Origin of the sequence: Escherichia sp. TW14182 (assembly GCF_000208525.1) — a bacterium.
GTDB classification, from domain to species: domain Bacteria; phylum Pseudomonadota; class Gammaproteobacteria; order Enterobacterales; family Enterobacteriaceae; genus Escherichia; species Escherichia ruysiae.
In genome coordinates this window covers 20,971-35,882 of record NZ_AEJZ01000075.1, presented here as the reverse complement: position 1 = coordinate 35,882, position 14,912 = coordinate 20,971, and the positions used below count along the sequence as shown (strand labels likewise).

Annotated in this window: 13 protein-coding genes; 1 reads left to right on the top strand and 12 read right to left on the bottom strand. The window is 49.1% G+C overall.

Annotated features, from left to right (window positions below; all coding sequences use genetic code 11):
* The coding region (yieH, locus tag EQY_RS0107610; protein ID WP_000318989.1) for a 6-phosphogluconate phosphatase at nt 1–443 on the top strand (443 nt) is incomplete at its 5' end.
* Between the two features lie 69 nt (nt 444–512).
* Here the strand turns inward: yieH and phoU are convergent.
* The 12 genes from phoU to EQY_RS0107550 all read right to left on the bottom strand — a co-directional run bounded on the left by phoU (nt 513) and on the right by EQY_RS0107550 (nt 14,898).
* The gene (gene phoU, locus EQY_RS0107605) at nt 513–1,244 is read right to left on the bottom strand and encodes a phosphate signaling complex protein PhoU (protein ID WP_000377802.1); all 732 of its coding nucleotides are present in this window, start codon (nt 1,242–1,244) and stop codon (nt 513–515) included.
* 14 nt (nt 1,245–1,258) lie between these two features.
* Complete coding sequence (gene pstB / locus EQY_RS0107600) at nt 1,259–2,032, bottom strand: phosphate ABC transporter ATP-binding protein PstB (RefSeq protein ID WP_000063120.1); 774 nt, start codon at nt 2,030–2,032, stop codon at nt 1,259–1,261.
* Nucleotides 2,033–2,209: 177 nt separating this feature from the next.
* A complete protein-coding gene (gene pstA, locus EQY_RS0107595) occupies nt 2,210–3,100 on the bottom strand; it encodes a phosphate ABC transporter permease PstA (RefSeq protein WP_001251991.1) in 891 nt (296 codons plus the stop codon).
* On the bottom strand, nt 3,100–4,059 hold the full coding sequence (gene pstC, locus EQY_RS0107590) for a phosphate ABC transporter permease PstC (protein WP_000741617.1): 960 nt from the start codon (nt 4,057–4,059) through the stop codon (nt 3,100–3,102). Before pstC ends, pstA begins: the two co-directional genes overlap by 1 nt.
* Before the next feature lie 85 nt (nt 4,060–4,144).
* A complete protein-coding gene (gene pstS / locus EQY_RS0107585; protein ID WP_000867166.1) occupies nt 4,145–5,185 on the bottom strand; it encodes a phosphate ABC transporter substrate-binding protein PstS in 1,041 nt (346 codons plus the stop codon).
* A 246-nt stretch (nt 5,186–5,431) separates the two neighbouring features.
* On the bottom strand, nt 5,432–6,499 hold the full coding sequence (locus tag EQY_RS0107580; protein ID WP_001038771.1) for a fimbrial protein: 1,068 nt from the start codon (nt 6,497–6,499) through the stop codon (nt 5,432–5,434).
* Between the two features lie 10 nt (nt 6,500–6,509).
* Nucleotides 6,510–9,032, bottom strand: coding sequence for a long polar fimbrial usher protein LpfC-O113 (gene lpfC-O113 / locus EQY_RS0107575; protein ID WP_000258932.1), 2,523 nt, complete (start codon nt 9,030–9,032; stop codon nt 6,510–6,512).
* A 24-nt stretch (nt 9,033–9,056) separates the two neighbouring features.
* Nucleotides 9,057–9,788, bottom strand: coding sequence for a long polar fimbrial chaperone LpfB-O113 (gene lpfB-O113 / locus EQY_RS0107570; protein WP_000088108.1), 732 nt, complete (start codon nt 9,786–9,788; stop codon nt 9,057–9,059).
* 46 nt (nt 9,789–9,834) lie between these two features.
* A complete protein-coding gene (gene lpfA-O113, locus EQY_RS0107565) occupies nt 9,835–10,407 on the bottom strand; it encodes a long polar fimbria major subunit LpfA-O113 (RefSeq protein ID WP_000827800.1) in 573 nt (190 codons plus the stop codon).
* A gap of 304 nt (nt 10,408–10,711) precedes the next feature.
* The gene (gene glmS, locus EQY_RS0107560; RefSeq protein ID WP_000334114.1) at nt 10,712–12,541 is read right to left on the bottom strand and encodes a glutamine--fructose-6-phosphate transaminase (isomerizing); all 1,830 of its coding nucleotides are present in this window, start codon (nt 12,539–12,541) and stop codon (nt 10,712–10,714) included.
* 162 nt (nt 12,542–12,703) lie between these two features.
* Entirely contained in the window at nt 12,704–14,074 is a 1,371-nt protein-coding gene (gene glmU, locus EQY_RS0107555; RefSeq protein WP_000933711.1) for a bifunctional UDP-N-acetylglucosamine diphosphorylase/glucosamine-1-phosphate N-acetyltransferase GlmU, read from the bottom strand.
* A 404-nt stretch (nt 14,075–14,478) separates the two neighbouring features.
* Complete coding sequence (locus tag EQY_RS0107550; protein WP_001251965.1) at nt 14,479–14,898, bottom strand: F0F1 ATP synthase subunit epsilon; 420 nt, start codon at nt 14,896–14,898, stop codon at nt 14,479–14,481.
* Nucleotides 14,899–14,912 lie beyond the last annotated feature (14 nt).

Sequence of the window (14,912 nt, the reverse complement as noted above, 5' to 3'; positions counted from 1 at the left end):
TCACAAGACGTTACAGACGGAGCGCTTACAGCGAACTGGAGGTGATTGCGGGTGCTAACGAATTGCTGGCGAGCGTTAACGTGCCGATGTGCGTCGTCTCTAACGGCCCAGTCAGCAAAATGCAACATTCGCTTGGCAAACTCAATATGCTGCACTATTTCCCGGAAAAACTGTTCAGCGGTTACGATATCCAACGCTGGAAGCCCGATCCGGCGTTAATGTTCCATGCGGCAAAAGCGATGAATGTGAACGTTGAAAACTGCATTCTGGTTGATGACTCCAGCGCCGGTGCGCAGTCAGGAATCGATGCCGGTATGGAAGTGTTTTACTTCTGCGCTGACCCGCACAATAAGCCGATCGTTCATCCGAAAGTCACTACTTTTACCCATCTTTCACAGTTACCGGAACTCTGGAAGGCTCGCGGCTGGGATATCACTCAGTAAATAAAGAGACCGGTGATATATCTCACCGGTCAGATTACGTACTCGCAGATTGCCTGATGCGGCATACAGTTAGCGTGAGGCTTTCGGATCTTTCTCTGCCAGCAGTTTATCCAGCTCATCGCCGCCGACGTGACGGAAATCCTGCCCTTTCACGTAGTAGAAGATATATTCACAGATATTCTGACAACGGTCACCGATACGTTCGATTGAACGCGCACAGAACAGCGCGGTAAGTACGCTCGGAATAGTGCGCGAATCTTCCATCATGTAGGTCATCAGCTGACGAACAATACCTTCGTACTCCTGATCGACTTTTTTATCTTCACGATAAATTCGTACCGCTTCGTCAATATCCATGCGCGCGAACGCGTCCAGTACGTCATGCAGCATCTGGATTGTGTGACGCCCCAGAGATTCCAGACTTACCAGCAACGGCTGATGCTGCTGGGAGAATTTCTCCAGCGCAGTACGGCAGATTTTGTCCGCCACGTCGCCAATACGCTCCAGTTCGGCGATGGTCTTGCTGATCACCATCACCAGACGCAGGTCGCTCGCCGTCGGCTGACGTTTAGCAATAATGCGCACACAGGCTTCATCGATTGCCACTTCCATCATGTTGACGTTTTTGTCGCCTTCGATCACACGCTTCGCCAGATCGCTGTCCTGGTTGTGCATGGCGGTGATGGCATCAGTAAGCTGTTGCTCCACCATACCGCCCATGGTCATCACCTGCGTGCGGATGCTTTCCAGTTCGGCATTGAACTGGCCAGAAATATGTTTATTAAGATTGAGACTGTCCATAACGCACTCCTGAATCAACCGTAACGACCGGTGATGTAGTCTTCTGTTTGTTTCTTCGCTGGCTTGGTGAACAGATCGTCCGTGTTGCTGAACTCAATCAATTCGCCCATATACATAAATGCCGTGTGGTCGGAACAACGCGCAGCCTGCTGCATGTTGTGGGTGACGATCACCACGGTGTAATCCTGCTTCAGTTCGGTGATCAGCTCTTCAATACGCCCGGTGGAGATAGGGTCGAGCGCCGAACACGGTTCGTCGAGCAGCAGCACTTCCGGGCGAATGGCGATTCCTCGCGCAATGCACAGACGCTGTTGCTGACCACCAGAGAGAGAGTAACCGCTCTGGTGCAATTTATCTTTGGTTTCGTTCCACAATGCGGCTTTGGTCAATGCCCACTGTACGCGCTCGTCCATGTCGGCACGAGAGAGCTTCTCAAACAGACGGACACCAAAAGCGATGTTGTCGTAGATGGACATCGGGAACGGTGTCGGTTTCTGGAACACCATGCCCACTTTCGCACGCAGCAGGGCGATATCCTGAGTGTTCGTCAGAATGTTGTCGCCATCGAGCAGAATTTCACCTTCCGCACGCTGATCCGGGTACAGTTCAAACATTTTATTGAAGGTACGCAGCAGCGTCGATTTACCGCAGCCGGACGGCCCGATAAACGCCGTAACCTGGTTTTTAGCGATATCCAGGTTGATGTTTTTCAGGGCATGGAATTTGCCGTAGTAGAAGTTCAAATTACGAACCTGAATTTTACTCGGGGCAGTTTCAACCATACTCATTGCAATCTTTTCCTCATCGTGCCTGATGCACTTCGCTAATCAGGCTTACCGTAGGCCGGATAAGGCGCTCACGCCGCATCCGACAAAGTGTTAACCGTGTACAGAGTCAAAAAGGGATCGGTCCCCTCGCCCCTCTGGGGAGAGGGTTAGGGTGAGGGGAAAACCGTGTCAGCAATATCAACCGTGTTTATTCTTCGCAAAAACAACGCGCGCCAGAATGTTCAGCAGCAGGACGCACAGGGTGATGATCAATACCCCGGCCCAGGCCAGTTGCTGCCATTCCGCAAATGGGCTCATCGCAAACTTAAAGATCGTCACCGGCAGGTTGGCGATCGGCTGCATCATGTCCGTGCTCCAGAACTGGTTGGAGAGCGCGGTAAACAGCAGCGGCGCGGTTTCACCGGCAATACGGGCAATCGCCAGCAGGATACCGGTCATGATCCCGGACACCGACGCTTTCAGCGTAATCGCGGAGATCATCTTCCACTTCGGCGTACCCAGCGCATAAGCCGCTTCACGCAGGCTGTCCGGCACCAGTTTCAGCATGTTCTCGGTGGTACGGATAACAATGGGCACCTGCAACAGCGCCAGCGCAATTACGCCCGCCCAGCCGGAGAAGTGCTCCATCTGCGCCACCACGATGGTATAAACAAACAGACCAACCACAATCGACGGTGCAGAGAGCAGAATGTCGTTAATAAAGCGAATCACTTCTGCCAGCCAGGATTTACGGCCATACTCCGCCAGATAAATCCCCGCCATAATACCCAGCGGCGTACCGAATACCGTGGCCCACAAAATTAACAGGCCGCTACCCGCCAGGGCGTTCGCCAGACCACCACCTTCCGTATTGGGCGGCGGCGTCATTTCGGTGAACAGCGCCAGCGACATACCGTCGATTCCGCGAGTGATGGTGGACATTAAAATCCAGATCAGCCAGAACAGGCCGAAGGCCATCGTCGCCATTGAGAGCGTCAGCGCAATACGGTTTTTGAGGCGGCGACGCGCCTGCATTTTGCGGCGTGATTCCGCCAGCGCCGCAGTGGTTTGCATTTCAACCATAGCCATTAGCGTGCCCCCTCATTCTTAGCCAGGCGCATAATCATAAACTTCGATGCGGCCAGTACGATGAAGGTAATTACAAACAGGATCAGGCCCAGTTCCATCAGTGCGGCAACGTGCAGGCCAGATTCCGCTTCCGCAAATTCGTTCGCCAGCGCAGAGGTGATACTGTTGCCCGGCATGTACAGCGAGGCGCTGTCGAGCTGATAGGTGTTACCGATGATAAAGGTCACCGCCATGGTTTCACCGAGCGCGCGCCCCAGCCCCAGCATAATGCCGCCGATAACACCATTTTTGGTGAACGGAAGAACGATACGCCAGATAACTTCCCAGGTGGTGCAGCCGATACCGTAGGCCGACTCTTTCATCATCACAGGTGTCTGTTCGAACACATCGCGCATGACCGCCGCAATGTACGGAATGATCATGATGGCGAGGATCACGCCTGCCGCGAGGATACCGATACCAAAGGCCGGTCCGGAGAACAGCGCGCCGACAATCGGGATATTCGACAGGATATTGCCGACTGGCTCCTGGAAGTAAACGGCAAACAGCGGCGCGAAGATAAACAGGCCCCACATGCCGTAAACGATACTTGGAATGGCTGCCAGCAGCTCAATGGCGATCCCCAGCGGGCGTTTCAGCCAGCCTGGCGCAAGCTCGGTCAGGAACAGGGCGATACCGAAACTCACCGGAACGGCGATCAGCAGCGCGATAAACGAGGTCACCAGCGTACCGTAGATCGGCACCAGCGCCCCGTAGATATCGTTCGGCGCATCCCACTCTTTGGTCCACAGGAAAGCCAGACCAAATTTCTGAATGCTCGGCCAGGAGGAGATGATCAGAGAGACAATAATGCCACCCAACATCAATAGCACAATCAGCGCCGCCAGTTTTACCAGCACGCTGAAAATTATGTCGCCCTTTTTACCCGGTGGGTTAAAAGCAGGCTTGGTTGCAGCCATAAGTTACTCTTCAGTTAAACGCGTTTACAAAGTCATTTTGTAATGCCGGATACGACGTAAAGACCTTATCCGGCATGGTGTTTTATTAGTACAGCGGCTTACCGCTACTGTCTTTAATATTGGTCTTCCACGCAGCGCGAACCTGTTCTACAACGCTCTCCGGCAGGCTGGCGTAATCAAGGTCGTTAGCCTGTTTAGCCCCGGTTTTGTATGCCCAGTCGAAGAACTTCAGCACTTCTGTGCCTTGTTCTGGTTTCTTCTGATCTTTGTGGATCAGTATGAACGTGGTAGAGGTGATCGGCCATGCATCTTCGCCTTTCTGGTTGGTCAGATCCTGAGCGAAGGTTTTGCTCCAGTCTGCGCCTTTTGCCGCATTGGCGAAGTTTTCTTCGGTCGGACTGACCGGTTTACCGTCGGCGGAGATCAGTTTGGTGTACGCCAGGTTATTCTGCTTAGCGTAAGCATATTCAACGTAACCAATCGCACCCGGCAGACGCTGAACGAACGCGGCGATACCGTCGTTACCTTTACCGCCCAGACCGATCGGCCATTTTACGGTAGAGCCAGTACCAACGCTGTTTTTCCACTCTTCGTTCACTTTCGCCAGGTAGCTGGTGAAGACGAAGGAAGTACCGGAGCCATCTGCGCGGCGTACTACGGCAATGTTCTGTGAAGGCAGTTTCAGACCCGGATTCAGTTTGGCGATGGCTTCATCATCCCACTTTTTAATTTTGCCCAAGTAGATGTCGCCGAGGGTTTTACCATCCAGCACCAGTTCACCGGATTTCAGACCCGGCAGGTTAACCGCCAGCACCACGCCGCCAATCACGGTCGGGAACTGGAAAAGACCTTCCTGAGCCAGTTTTTCGTCAGACAGCGGCGCGTCTGAAGCACCGAAATCAACGGTATTGGCGATAATCTGTTTTACGCCACCGGAAGAACCGATACCCTGGTAGTTAACTTTATTACCGGTTTCTTTCTGGTAAGTGTCAGCCCATTTGGCATACACCGGCGCAGGGAAGGTTGCACCCGCACCTGTCAGGCTTGCTTCTGCAAATACAGAGAAAGCACTCATCGATAAGGTCGCGGCGACAACAGTTGCGACGGTGGTACGCATAACTTTCATAATGTCTCCTGGGAGGATTCATAAAGCATTGTTTGTTGGCTACGAGAAGCAAAATAGGACAAACAGGTGACAGTTATATGTAAGGTTTATGACAGTTTTATGACAAATCAGGATTATTATTTAAGTATTTAATTTATTTGAAGAAAAAAAGGAAAGCGATGTCGTCGTTTTGTCATGTCGGATGAAAATATACAGTCAAAAATGCGTAAAATGACAACGGTGTGAGGAGCACCGCTGTCAGTTCGGTTAGCGAACAATCTCAATTGTTATGGTTGCAGTCGCGGTAAATGTTCCTGGCGCAGGGCGAGCTCCAGTGAGGCTTGCAGGTGCGGCAGAAAAAGTGACGTTGCCAGCTTTCTCTCCATAGACGGTTGTTTTGCCCATATCTGTCGACAATTCGCCTCCGTTTACTTTGATTTCCTTATTATTTTTATCGTATATTTTTACCCCCACGTTGGGGTTTGACGTTACAACCATAGAATTATCCGTACTGGATTCAGTAGCATAAAATGATGTGGTGATATCGTCTGTATTCAGTAACCCCATGTTTTCACACTCAATAGTGACGGTTTTAGTGATTTTATGCGTTGTTACCGCACTCCCGGTAACAGAGGAAAAATCTGCGGCGGGTATTTCTTTAAAATCAAAATAAACCGGTTGTAAATTATTAATTTCGCAAGTTTGTGCCGCAGTGATATCACCGTGAATGTAAACATCAGCCATCGGTTGAGAATAATCAACCGGCGTATCACGACTTATGGTTCCATACAACGTAGATATCTTTGTTTCAGGAATAATTAACTTTCCCACAAAGGTTTTTTTGATATAAAAATAAATTTGTGCTCTTGCACCGCTGGAAATATTCAAGGGGGAAATACGGCCACAATCATAACTGTTAGAAGGCTTATTAGGCTGATAGTCAAACGGTGCATTAACCATTCCTACTCCGAGAATATCAATTGCAATACCCACATCGAGATTCGGATTAAGATTATAATAATTCAAGCCTGAGTGAACACCAGCAAAGCTTAAGGCATCATTGATTCTGGCTGTGTAGTAAATAAAGGAGAATCGATCTAAAGGCCCCGTATCACAATGACAGCGACCTGGATAAGAGCCACCATTACTCACCGTGGTGTTAAATATCGTACCTACTCTGTTCTGGTTCGCTGTAATAAGATAGCCTGAAAAATTAAGCGTACTATGGAAAACCCCATTATCTGGAGTACAGATACCTTTAGGCGCAGCTAGTATTGTGCCACTAAAAGAGACAATAAGAATCGCCAACCACCATCGTATAATATTCTTGTTCATAAAAATCCTTTTAATGACATGTCACGTCTTGCTCAATTAATCCACTTTCACTTGCAGGTAATGAGAGAGTGTAATCGAAGGTACATTTTGTGGTCGCATTTTCGCCCCAGGATAATGTTACTTGTCCCTTTTCAGGAAGCCCCGAGAGATAAAGCTCGCCATGCTCCCCCACAATCCCTGAGTTTGCAGAGGACGCGCTTTGTACTGATGCCATCGCGCCAAATGGTGCTGGCTTACCTTTTACATTCATGACTCTGAATAAAACACGGTAACCCACATGCGTAACAAACTCTGCTTTAACCACAGCGCCACGCGTCGGAATCATCGTCACGACGGTATTATCAAGCTCGACATTTGCTTTCGAGAAATAGTTATCACTGATTGCCACTCGGTTTTCATCATATGGATTTAGTTGTGTCTTGACCGTGTAGCCACGCCAGTCCGTTGCGGCACCGCGCATATTATCAATTTCCAGCCCGGCTGCGCCTGGTGCTTTAACCAGCGCGATGGTTTCACCTAACTCCTGACTTAACGTTACCCCTTCGCTGTGCGCCAGAATACCGCCCTTAATACCGTAATTGAGTCGCTGGGAATTTTGGCTGTAATTATAACTGCCGTTCAGCGAACCGTAGGTGCCGTCATAAGACAGTGACATATTCCCGCCAACTTCATCATCGTGGCTGTTATAAGACTGCATTAAATTCCAGGACAGATTATTTTTTTCCAGGGCTGTTCCGCTTATCCCTACTTGATGTGAACTGCCGGAATTATCATTTTGTGAAACGGAATATGTGGCGTAACTATTCCCCCACCAGCCAGATAAAGGCACAGATAAAGAGAGCATGTAGATCTGCTCACTGCTGTTATCACTGGCATAATTATTACTCGTCCCCTGACGAGCGGTATTGGAATAACTCCAGGAGATATTCCACGAGAGACGCTTCCAGCTACTGCTGTAGCCAAATTGCATTAATCGCTCGACATCATCGGTATGCCAGTACTGCTGACGACTTAATGTCAGGTATACGTTGCCGTAATCTCTTCCCAGCGACTGCGTTAGCGTTCCTTCCACACGACTGCGGCGGTTACCGGTTTGCCAGAAATCGTCAGGACTGTTGCTCCGTGACGCCCATTCGTTGAGGGTATAGTAGCCTTCAGTGGAATAACGATAGCCAACCAGACGCAAACTGGTGTCCGTATCATCAAAACGTTTCGAATACAGAAAGCGATAGGACTGTCCGGTTTCCGTATCATCATGACTAAATTTTGCACGCGCATGAGTCACATCGAACGAGATAGCACCCAGAGAACCAAGATCTTTACCCATCCCTAACGCTGCTGAACCATAATTCTCGGTAGCCTGTAAACCACCATACAACGTAAACCCATGCGGCAGGCCATGAAGGATCTGCGCCTGGATGACATCTGGCATAAATCCATCTTCATCGCGTAATTCACCCACACTGATATCGACATCTGTTTGACCTTCACGCTTAAGGATTGCCAAAGTGGCGTAAGGTTGGGTGAATCGTTGTTCGCTACCATCTTCTTCCTTGATAGTTACGTCCAAATCTCCCCCTGAACTGGCAGTGTTCAGGTCAGTAATTTCAAAGGCACCTAGTGGAACGGCAGACTGGTAAATCACATAACCACTTTGACGAATGATGACCGTGGCGTTGGACTTGGCAATGCCACGCACCACAGGGGCAAATCCATTCTGGCTGGCAGGCAACATATCGTTATCGGTATAAAGACGTGCGCCACGGATTTGCGTGCTGTCGAAAATATCGCTCGCCGTCCACGTATCGCCGATCATAATCTGGCTTCGTAACGCGGCAATATTACGTTGTATCCAGGTGCTTATAGAGTTGTAATCCGCACGACCATCGGTTGTGTTTAAAGTACTGTAATTGCGTAATCGCCACGGCCCAATATTCAGTCCGTTGCGCAGGTTGAGATAGCTGGTATTCGTCTCCTGAGAACCATAATCAGAACGCAGGGTATGTGAACCGGAAAAATCGTAGTTGATAGTGAGCGCATTAATCCCCTCATCCCAACGCGTAGGGCTTATGTAATCGTAGGCCATCGCGTCCATGTAGATTTGGGGAATGGAGATATTCAGTTGCAGTTTATCGCTGTCCAGTTGCCAGGATGAGCCTTCAATGCGTGGCTCAGGATCAATACAGACCGTTTCATCCACATCATTGAGCGATTTCAGTGCATCAACTTTTACGCCAAAGGAGATCAGCGTTTTTTTTATAGCGACAAAGCAGGCGTGTAAATCAGCATCGGGATTATCCTGAACAAATGTCACATCCTGACGTTCAAACATTTTACCGTTGATAAAAATATCAACGCTATAAACGCCGGGAGGCATCATATTTGCCCGGTTAAACTGACGAATGTCGACCCCGGATTGATGGTCGATTTCCAGTAGCGCCGGGTTAAATACGCTGACCTGGGCCATCAGACTATGTGAGAATATCAGACACGTCCCTGCCATCAGGCCAACCGCTATTCTGGTCGTAACCATAATACGCCTATCCTTATGCCATGCTTACAGTGCGTTTTTTAGCGGTTCGCTTATCGCGCCATAATCATTTATGAATCGCCAGGTCATTTGGTTACCCGCAGAATTGGCAGGCAACGGTAAAGAGAGCGTTTCGAAAGGACGGATCATATTGAGAGGCACATCATGGCCATCAACAATGACATCCATCACACTGATATGAATCGGGTTTGGATTTTCAGCAATCAGATTTTTGCCTTCACGGCGCCACTTAACCTTAGGCGCTGCATCTTCAGGAATAAGTCGAATAGTTGCTGGTCGCCAGAACAGCTTGATACGCGTTTTAACAGCAATTTCCAAAGAGTTAGCCGCTTTATTGGTTGCTGCAGGCGGAATATTTTTGATATTCAGCCAGAAGACGGATTCACGGTCGTCGGGTAATGACATTCCCTTCGTGTGAAGAATACGTAATACTTTTTCTTGTCCGGGTTCAAGTCGGGATACAGGAGGTATAACAGTAAAGGGCGCTTTACTTTTATCATCTTTATTAAACGGATCCACCCATGACTGGATGAGATAAGGGATCTTCTCTTCCTTGCTGAATACAGAAATAGATTTATCTGCATTATTACTTATGTAAACAACCCGCGTACCGCCAATGACAACGCCTGCATAGGTTAATGCTGGCTGGCCTAAAAAAAGGCTTAACATAATCGCGATAAATAATTTGTACCAAAGGGTTGTTTTAAAGAGCCTGATTAAACAACTTTTTCTGGACATAATAACTCCCTGGCCAAAGCCAACTGAATAAAAAGGCTCTGATAAATTATTTCTTATATTCGATAGTAAATTGTGAATCGGCGTTCGCTGTACCCGCCGTTACGACTGCATTTGTTGCAACATAGCGTGCAATAAATTTCATTTCCGCAGTGCCGTTACCATCGATAGTGGTATAAGCTGAGTCGTTATAAAGTTTGACCTGAGAGTTGTCAGCCTGGTTAAAGATACGGATACCAACACCAGTGGCCACAATCGCTGCCCCGGTGCCGGTATAATCACCCGGATCGGCAGCTGTAGTCGGAGTACCCACTTTCAGATCGCCATCGCCGCCAGGTGCTTCTGTACCATCAAAACGAACCGCAGCCTGAGTGTACGTTGCCGGGCATTTCTCCAGTTTAATACTAAACTGCTGTGGCGATGCCATGCTACCTACGCCTGAAAATGCATTTTTACTGACTTTTCCAAGAGGAACAGTTTGATCTGCTGTATCGGAGGTAACTTCACAACTACTGTCAACAATTTCACCAACAAAGTGAACAACACCATCCTCTGCGAGTGCATGTCCGGCCAGCATTAAAGATGCCAGCGTGAATGCACCACCAATAATATTACGTTTCATAAAAACTCCATTGATATAATATATCCTTCAACCCGAACCATCACTTATATTAATAAGTGTATTTATGATTCGCAAACATATTACATCAATGACACAGGTTTAGCTAAATTAATATCTATAAATCAATCGGAGAATATAAATTTATTATATAAATATTATTCAAATAATAGTAAATCAAGTTCGTAAACGGACATTGGTAAAAATTCAGAATATATTTATTTAGTTATCTAAATGGAAAATTTATTGGAAATAAATATGAAAAAGGGCCACCCGCTGGCAGCCCTTACTTACTTAACGGTTAGAATTACTCAACCGTAACCGATTTCGCCAGGTTACGCGGCTGGTCAACATCGGTGCCTTTGATCAGCGCGACATGGTACGCCAGCAGTTGCAGCGGAACGGTGTAGAAGATTGGGGCAATCACTTCTTCCACATGCGGCATCTCGATGATGTGCATATTATCGCTACTTACAAAACCTGCGTCCTGATCGGCAAAGACGTACAACTGACCGCCACGCGCGCGAACTTCTTCAATGTTGGATTTCAGTTTTTCCAACAGTTCGTTATTCGGCGCGACGACGATAACCGGCATATCGGCGTCAATCAACGCCAGCGGACCGTGTTTCAGTTCACCCGCAGCGTAGGCTTCAGCGTGAATATAAGAGATCTCTTTCAGCTTCAATGCGCCTTCCAGCGCGATGGGATACTGATCGCCACGGCCCAGGAACAGTGCGTGATGTTTGTCAGAGAAATCTTCTGCCAGAGCTTCAATACGTTTGTCCTGAGACAGCATCTGCTCAATACGACTCGGCAGCGCCTGCAGACCATGCACGATGTCATGTTCAATGGAGGCATCCAGACCTTTCAGTCGAGACAATTTTGCCACCAGCATCAACAGCACAGTTAGCTGAGTGGTAAAGGCTTTGGTAGATGCCACGCCAATTTCAGTACCGGCATTGGTCATCAGCGCCAGATCGGATTCACGCACCAGAGAAGAACCAGGAACGTTACAGATTGCCAGCGAACCAAGGTAACCCAGCTCTTTCGACAGACGCAGGCCAGCCAGGGTATCTGCCGTTTCACCGGACTGCGACAGAGTGATCATCAGACTGTTACGACGCACGGCTGATTTGCGATAGCGGAATTCAGAGGCGATTTCGACGTCGCACGGAATGCCTGCCAGCGATTCAAACCAGTAGCGGGAAACCATACCAGAATTGTAAGAAGTGCCACAGGCGAGGATCTGAATATGCTCAACCTTCGACAGCAGTTCATCGGCATTCGGGCCCAGCTCGCTTAGATCAACCTGACCGTGGTTAATACGTCCGGCGAGAGTGTTTTTGATCGCGTTAGGCTGTTCGTAGATCTCTTTCTGCATGTAGTGGCGGTAAATACCTTTATCGCCCGCGTCATATTGCAGATTGGATTCGATATCCTGACGTTTTACTTCCGCGCCAGATTTATCGAAGATGTTTACCGAACGGCGAGTGATTTCCGCAATATCGCCCTCTTCAAGGAAGATAAAACGGCGGGTCACCGGCAATAGTGCCAACTGGTCAGAAGCGATAAAGTTTTCGCCCATACCGAGGCCGATAACCAGCGGGCTACCGGAACGAGCCGCCAGCAAAGTATCCGGGTTGCGGGTGTCCATGATAACCGTACCGTAAGCGCCACGCAGTTGAGGGATAGCGCGCAGAACGGCCTCACGCAGAGTGCCGCCCTGTTTCAGTTCCCAGTTCACCAGGTGAGCAATCACTTCTGTGTCGGTTTCAGAAACGAAGGTATAGCCACGCGCTTTTAACTCTTCGCGCAGCGGTTCATGGTTTTCGATGATGCCGTTATGCACCACCACAATGTGTTCAGAAACATGCGGATGCGCATTCGCTTCTGAAGGTTCTCCGTGAGTCGCCCAGCGGGTGTGAGCAATACCGGTGCCACCATGCAGAGGATGTTCTTCCGCTGCCTGGGCCAGCATCTGTACTTTACCGAGACGACGCAAGCGGGTCATATTTCCGTTTGCATCGACGACTGCCAAACCGGCAGAGTCATAACCACGGTATTCCAGACGACGTAAGCCTTCAAGAAGGATTTCAGCTACATCACGTTGCGCGATCGCGCCAACAATTCCACACATAGTTTTTAATTCCGATTGATATCGTTGTCGGTCAACCTGTATACCCGATTTTTCGGGCGCCCCGAGCCTTGTAGAGAGTGGGGTTATTTTTATAAGTACAACATATTGGGCGGGAGATTATGTTATCTCCTCATCCCTGGTGGCCGGATTACCCAGCCAGAATTACTTTTTCTTAACCGGACGACGCCAGCCTTCTTTTTGTGACTGCGGCACACGGCTGATTGCCAGGGCATTTTCACCAACATTGCGCGTTACGGTAGTACCCGCAGCAATGGTTGCGCCTTTACCAACCGTTACCGGTGCAACAAGTTGGGTGTCAGAACCGACAAATACATCGTCGCCAATAATGGTTTTAAATTTATTCGCACCGTCGTAGTTGCAGGTAATAGTTCCCGCGCCGATGTTAACGTTATCGCCGATTTCCGCATCGCCCAGGTAAGTCAGATGACCGGCTTTCGAGCCTTTACCCAGACGCGCCTTTTTCATCTCAACAAAGTTACCGACGTGTGCGCCTTCCAGCAGTTCTGCACCAGGGCGCAGACGGGCAAACGGGCCAATGGTACAGGCCGCCGCCAGATTCGCATCTTCCACGACTGTATATGGGCTGATTTCGCAATCATCGCCAATCACGCTGTTTTTAATCACGCAACCAGTGCCAATTTTCACGCGATTGCCGAGAGTAACATTACCCTCGATGATAACGTTAGTATCAATTTCAACATCGCGCCCGTGAGTAAGCGTACCGCGCAGATCAAAACGAGCCGGATCGCGCAGCATAACTCCCGCCAGCAGCAATTTTTCTGCCTGTTCGGACTGATAAACGCGCTCCAGACGGGAGAGTTGCAGACGGTTATTTACACCTTCGACTTCGCTTAAACGCTGCGGATGTACAGCGACGATTTCACGTCCTTCCTGATACGCCAGGGCAATAATGTCGGTGATGTAGTACTCGCCCTGAGCATTATTATTGGTCAGCTTCGCCAGCCAGCGTTTCATATCTGCACCGTTGGCGATCAGAATACCGGTGTTGATCTCCTGGATTTGACGCTGCTCATCGGTAGCATCTTTATGCTCAACAATGCCGGTAACTTTGCCATTCTCACGGGTAATGCGACCATAACCGGTTGGATCATCCAGTTTCACTGTCAGCAGACCAATCCCACCCTGCGGTTTTGCATCACGCAGACGCTGGAGTGTTTCGACCGAGATCAGCGGCACATCGCCGTAGAGCATTAAAATGTCTTCATCATCGGCAAAGAAAGGTGCAGCCTGCTGCATTGCATGACCGGTGCCCAGTTGCTCGGCCTGAAGCACCCAGTTCAGGTTGTCATCTTTCAGCGACTGTTTAAGCAGATCGCCACCGTGACCGTAAACCAGGTGAACGTGTGCTGCGCCTAATTCATTCGCAGCATCAATGACATGCTGAACCATCGCTTTCCCGGCAAGGGTATGCAGCACTTTTGGAATATCAGAATACATGCGAGTGCCTTTGCCTGCTGCAAGGATCACTACGCTCATAGCATTATTCAACATACGCGTCCTGACTGTAATTTGAGAACGAATTTAAACCGCTTCACATTGAAAAAACTACATTTTTTTCATCGTGAAATGGACAGAGGATAAATTGCGCAATAAAGGATTATCCCCACTGACGAAAACATCATTTTCGACCATTGGCGCGCCTTTTGTCTGCATAAAAGTAAGATAGCACCTTCATTTAAGCGTCAGCATGATGTTTTTGCTCTTATTTCGATCAATGAATAAACGAGAAAACAAGCAAAGAATTTCGCTGGTTTATATAAGAAGAGTTAATCGCGGAACATGAATGACCACAGCACAAATCCTGCTGTACTGCTATCCAGATGAAAATATGCGCAGCGCACGCAATAAAAAAGCCAGCCTGTTTCCAGACTGGCTTTGTGCTTTTCAAGCCGGTGTTACATCGCTTTTTTGGTCAACTCGATAACGCGCAGCTGCGCGATCGCTTTGGCCAGTTCCGCAGACGCCTGAGCGTAATCTACGTCGCCGTGAGAGCTGCTAATGTGCTCTTCAGCCTTACGTTTCGCTTCCATGGCTCGCGCTTCGTCGAGATCCTGGCCGCGAATTGCGGTGTCGGCCAGAACGGTCACGTTGCCAGGCTGCACTTCAAGAATGCCGCCAGACAGATAGATAAACTCTTCGTGACCGTGCTGTTTCACGATGCGAATCATACCAGGCTTAATGGCGGTGAGCAGCGGTGCGTGGCCAGGGTAGATCCCCAGTTCACCTTCGCTACCCGTTACCTGGATTTTCTCGACCAGACCAGAGAACATTTGTTGCTCTGCGCTGACGACGTCCAGGTGGTAAGTCATTGCCATATCACCCTCCGATT

Coding starts and splice junctions, on each gene's coding strand:
- phoU (WP_000377802.1), bottom strand. CDS start 1,244: ATGGACAGTCTCAATCTTAATAAACATATTTCTGGCCAGTTCAATGCC.
- pstB (WP_000063120.1), bottom strand. CDS start 2,032: ATGAGTATGGTTGAAACTGCCCCGAGTAAAATTCAGGTTCGTAATTTG.
- pstA (WP_001251991.1), bottom strand. CDS start 3,100: ATGGCTATGGTTGAAATGCAAACCACTGCGGCGCTGGCGGAATCACGC.
- pstC (WP_000741617.1), bottom strand. CDS start 4,059: ATGGCTGCAACCAAGCCTGCTTTTAACCCACCGGGTAAAAAGGGCGAC.
- pstS (WP_000867166.1), bottom strand. CDS start 5,185: ATGAAAGTTATGCGTACCACCGTCGCAACTGTTGTCGCCGCGACCTTA.
- EQY_RS0107580 (WP_001038771.1), bottom strand. CDS start 6,499: ATGAACAAGAATATTATACGATGGTGGTTGGCGATTCTTATTGTCTCT.
- lpfC-O113 (WP_000258932.1), bottom strand. CDS start 9,032: ATGGTTACGACCAGAATAGCGGTTGGCCTGATGGCAGGGACGTGTCTG.
- lpfB-O113 (WP_000088108.1), bottom strand. CDS start 9,788: ATGTCCAGAAAAAGTTGTTTAATCAGGCTCTTTAAAACAACCCTTTGG.
- lpfA-O113 (WP_000827800.1), bottom strand. CDS start 10,407: ATGAAACGTAATATTATTGGTGGTGCATTCACGCTGGCATCTTTAATG.
- glmS (WP_000334114.1), bottom strand. CDS start 12,541: ATGTGTGGAATTGTTGGCGCGATCGCGCAACGTGATGTAGCTGAAATC.
- glmU (WP_000933711.1), bottom strand. CDS start 14,074: ATGTTGAATAATGCTATGAGCGTAGTGATCCTTGCAGCAGGCAAAGGC.
- EQY_RS0107550 (WP_001251965.1), bottom strand. CDS start 14,898: ATGGCAATGACTTACCACCTGGACGTCGTCAGCGCAGAGCAACAAATG.